The organism is Marinobacterium halophilum (assembly GCF_003014615.1).
In the GTDB taxonomy this organism is placed as follows: Bacteria; Pseudomonadota; Gammaproteobacteria; order Pseudomonadales; family Balneatricaceae; genus Marinobacterium; species Marinobacterium halophilum.
Genome location: NZ_PYGI01000038.1, coordinates 1 through 4,025 on the forward strand (window position 1 = coordinate 1; position 4,025 = coordinate 4,025).

Genomic DNA, 4,025 nt, shown 5'->3' on the forward strand with positions numbered 1-4,025 from the left:
CAAGCTGATCGTGGTGCTCAACACCATGCTCAAGAACGAGACACGCTGGGGCGAAAATATGGCTTAAATATTTAACTGGACACCACAGTCACTTGCTAGGTGGTCTCCTCAAAGCTCTTAATTCGGCTGTATCTACAGGTAAAAGACCTGAGGTGTACAGACAGTCGGGTCTATCAGACCTGATTTACACTGCTTAAATAATTTATAGGCGCAGCAATATGAAAAGTAATGTGTACTGATGTTCATCGACAAATAAGCGATCAGTATTTTCCGGTTTGGTATAGTAATCATAAGAACTATGAAAACCAATCAATAAAAAATTCATATATAATTTTATAAATTATATATCGTTGAATTGCATTCTAATTTATCATGCCGGTTTAATTTTATATTATATGGATTCGAAAATAGAACTCCTGGTTTTATTACTATACCTATTTAGCTACATGGTTATCATTAAAAATAATGATTCGGCTCTTCTCTGAAAAATACAATAATTAAAGTCTCGCATGTGTTGTGAATTAAGTTTTCATAATCATATCAATTATAACTATGCTTTCGATACAAATTCGTCTATCGCGTCTAATAGATCATTAATATTTGTATAAGGGTTTAGCATATGAGGTTCTTTTTCATCATGATATGAAGAATCAATGGTTCTTTGGTTCATGTTTTCAGCACGTTCCCTGGCTGTTCCTATATTTTTACATATTAAGTCGAAAACCTTATCATCAGCTTTTTCGTATTTATTTAGGCCTAATGATTTTAGTTTTTCTTTTAACGGACTTTTTCGAATCAAGTCAGTATAGCTAGAATATGCAGCATAGCTTTCTGATAGATGGAGTAAGATCCATAACTCAAAGCAAACATTGCTCATGGCTACGTTTATACTTTTTGCTTTAGCTTTGCTCAGTGCTTGTTTATGTAAAGAGTCAGAATACTTTGATTTTGACTCTCTATCATAAACAACCCAGAATACATCGTTATCTGGAGTTGTTTTTTTGTCTTTTAATTCAATAGCTACTTCAACCAGCTGAACAGGTGTGTTCTTGTTTGTTTTTTCTACTTTTACTACTTTAAGTCTCCTATTATTTGGATGGTTTTCTCTCAGATAACCGTTAAAATAGATTCTTTCAGTTTTCTCACCCTCGCAAAAAATATGTAGTATAGGCTTTATTTTAAAATTTTTTTTCCCTCTAGGTTTAGGCATTTCTAAATTCCATTTAAGATTTAATTGTCTTACAGATTGATGTGTAATCTACAGAAGGTATACCACCAAACCTTCCGTCACTATACCATTTGTCAAATGGACTATCCATTTTAACCATGTTTTTGTCAAAGTCTTCCAATGATGCAATCAAGGTGCTTCCATTTCTCTTTTCTGTCAGCCAAATTTGGTCTCTTCTAAGTACAGAAGGAGACATAAGACTTATATTATGTGTAGAAAAGATTAGCTGTGCATTTTTTGTATTTACTTTAGGATCATTGAAAAGCTTAATTATTAATTCAGCAATGTGAGGATGGAAGCTGTTGTCTAGTTCATCTAGAAGTAATATTCCACCATATTCTAGTGTTTCTAATAGTAAAGGTAACATGGCAAATAGCTTTAAAGTGCCAGATGATTCCATATCCTCTGAAAAGCTATTTTTTATGCCATTTTCACCTTTATGGAAGAAAACAGGTTTTTTTCTCTCAGCATCAAGAATTCTCTTTTTTAATTCTTTTGGCATATCACTAGGTAAGCTTAACCTATTTTCATCATCATCTTTAAAAATAAATCCATCTATGCCTGTATCAACCTTAGAAAGAATAGAGGCCACTTTTTTTATTTTTTCTAGATCTTCCTTCCACTCAAGCATGTTGACTTGATGATTTGCTCCTATATATAGCATTTCATTTCTGAAAAAGTTAAAAATTGATCTTACTATTTCAGGTGCATCTGCGCTATTGCCTGCTTTTGATAAGTAGCTATTGTTTTCAAAAAAAGCAATTTTCTTACGGCCACCTTTATATAGTCCTCCAAAAGAAATGCTCTCCCAAGTGTCATTATCATTTCTATTGAAGATGTTAGCTTTTTGCCTAGAAGGATAATAATCTAATGATTCTGATAGAATTCTCTTCTCAATAAAAGATACCTTATATATAAATCTAAGGTTTTCTCTAGAAAAAAACTCAATTTCAAAAGATGTCGGTGAATCTTTGAATTTTTCAGAAAGTAGGTAAGGCTCATAGCAAGGAATCGAGTCACCATCCTTTAAGTCACCGCTGGAGCAAATAATAAATCTAAGGGCTAAAAATGCTCTTAACAGGTTCGATTTTCCTGAAGCATTTGCACCATAAATACCGGCAGTTCTTAGTACACCGATCTTGCCATCATTTGGCCATGCGATGTTCTCTTGTAAGTGCTGTGATTTACTTTCAGCATACAAGCTAAACGTATATTCATCCTTAATGGATCTAAAGTTTGAGACTGTGAAGTCAATAATCATATTAAATCTCTCCTAAGTGGCATTTGCGAAGAATTCTCTTCGAAAATGCGCATTAGGAATGATCATATCATTTGCTTAGATATAGACAAGGGAATCTTTAGATCTGAATAGAGTAAACAGCGCTCATACAGACTAGTGCGAACAAGCATGAAATTACTCGTATCTGAAAATAATCCCTTTTAAAACAATGTGTTATGATTTTATCAGGGAAGAGGGGCGTTGTCGGTAGTGATTGATCAAGCAGCCTTCATCTGATAGCGAATGTAGAGTTGGGCAGTAGGTTGGAATGACTGTTCAGCGGCATTGGGCTCAATGTTGCTGTGTCGTTCATAGCTTAGTCCAAGTTCACGAAGGGGAAACTTGATGAGGTTTCTCCTGTACTCGTGGCCCGCCGGTGTATCAATCTTTGTTTTAAGGGCTTATTGAGATCTTAGCAAGACTTTTACCAAGTCTGATTTCATATGCTCTAGCACCTTTATTAGCGGTGATAGCTGATGCCTCCCTCGGAGAGCAGGATGCGTTGAGGCCGTCAGGCCGAATAAGTTGGAGTATTCGGACACTGCTACCTTGGTGGCGGTGGACCGAATACCTATCCTGCCTGCATCCAAAACGACAATGTAGCGACCTCATAACGACACACTCACCAAAAACCGAAAGCCAATCCAATAAATCTGTGGAATATATAATATTTTTCAATATTAAAGCACATATTAATAACCATTGCTTAATTAGTGTCGCTAAAGTGTCCTTATTATGTCGTTAATGTGTCTCTATTGTGTCGTTAACGTAAATTAATCTACGCTCTTTAATAAACTTACGATATATCGTGGGTGTTCTGTTCGCTTCCAGCATTTATCATTTCAACTCGTGTACCACGAGGATTATGCCTATGGGATTGTTGAAAGAGCTCCATGCTGCCAAGAAGAAAAGTTCAATGGGTAGTGGGAAAGTTGTTTTCTTGAAATATCTGGAGGATATCGAGGAGGCTTTAAACCAAGGATATACAGCTATGGATATTTGGTCTCTACTACAAAAAAAGGTGAGCTAAAAATTAAATACAACCAGTTTTCTGTTTATGTAAGGAAGTATATCAAGGAGGAAAAAAATGAGTAAGAAAGCGGCTGTTTTTTTATTAATATCAACTTTTACTTTTTCACCTTGTAGTGGTCAACTAATACCGGACAGTAAGTTAAGTTTTTCCTCTGCCACAGCGGGTGGCTGTCCCTGATTGTATTGGTGCGGCCGTTGCCAGTTGTACCTCTCCATCAAGTAGAAGCTGATATCGCGAAGGGCTTCACGTGCTGACGTGTATCCGGTCACAGGCATCCATTCGGACTTGTAACTACGGAACAACCTCTCCATTGGCGAATTATCCCAACAGTTGCCCCTTCGACTCATGCTCTGCTGAATTCGGTAGCGCCATAGGCGTTGCCGGAAGGCCCGGCTGGCATATTGGCTTCCCTGGTCCGAATGGAACATCAGCCCAGCAGGCTTGCCACGCTGCTCGTATGCCATATCCAAGGCTTTTACGACCAG

The 4,025-nt window shown here is 36.9% G+C and carries 4 protein-coding genes; 1 reads left to right on the forward strand and 3 read right to left on the reverse strand.

All coding sequences use genetic code 11. The annotated features are described in order from the left end of the window. Nucleotides 1-550: 550 nt before the first annotated feature. The gene (locus tag CLV44_RS17065) at nucleotides 551-1,210 is read right to left on the reverse strand and encodes an RloB family protein (protein ID WP_106593328.1); all 660 of its coding nucleotides are present in this window, start codon (nucleotides 1,208-1,210) and stop codon (nucleotides 551-553) included. A gap of 13 nt (nucleotides 1,211-1,223) precedes the next feature. Next, nucleotides 1,224-2,489: an AAA family ATPase gene (locus tag CLV44_RS17070; RefSeq protein WP_106593329.1), complete on the reverse strand. Its 1,266-nt coding sequence runs from the start codon at nucleotides 2,487-2,489 to the stop codon at nucleotides 1,224-1,226. Nucleotides 2,490-3,378: 889 nt separating this feature from the next. Between CLV44_RS17070 and CLV44_RS17365 the strand changes: the two genes are divergently transcribed. Next, nucleotides 3,379-3,537 (forward strand): TraK family protein, encoded by a 159-nt coding sequence (locus CLV44_RS17365; protein WP_170069385.1) that lies wholly within the window; start codon nucleotides 3,379-3,381, stop codon nucleotides 3,535-3,537. Between the two features lie 119 nt (nucleotides 3,538-3,656). Here the strand turns inward: CLV44_RS17365 and CLV44_RS17075 are convergent. Beyond that, on the reverse strand, nucleotides 3,657-4,025 hold a 369-nt coding region (locus tag CLV44_RS17075; RefSeq protein WP_146140035.1), incomplete at its 5' end, for a DDE-type integrase/transposase/recombinase.

Excerpts from the sequence above, each read along its gene's own strand:
- CLV44_RS17065 (WP_106593328.1), bottom strand. The coding sequence starts at position 1,210 with ATGCCTAAACCTAGAGGGAAAAAAAATTTTAAAATAAAGCCTATACTA.
- CLV44_RS17070 (WP_106593329.1), bottom strand. The coding sequence starts at position 2,489 with ATGATTATTGACTTCACAGTCTCAAACTTTAGATCCATTAAGGATGAA.
- CLV44_RS17365 (WP_170069385.1), top strand. The coding sequence starts at position 3,379 with ATGGGATTGTTGAAAGAGCTCCATGCTGCCAAGAAGAAAAGTTCAATG.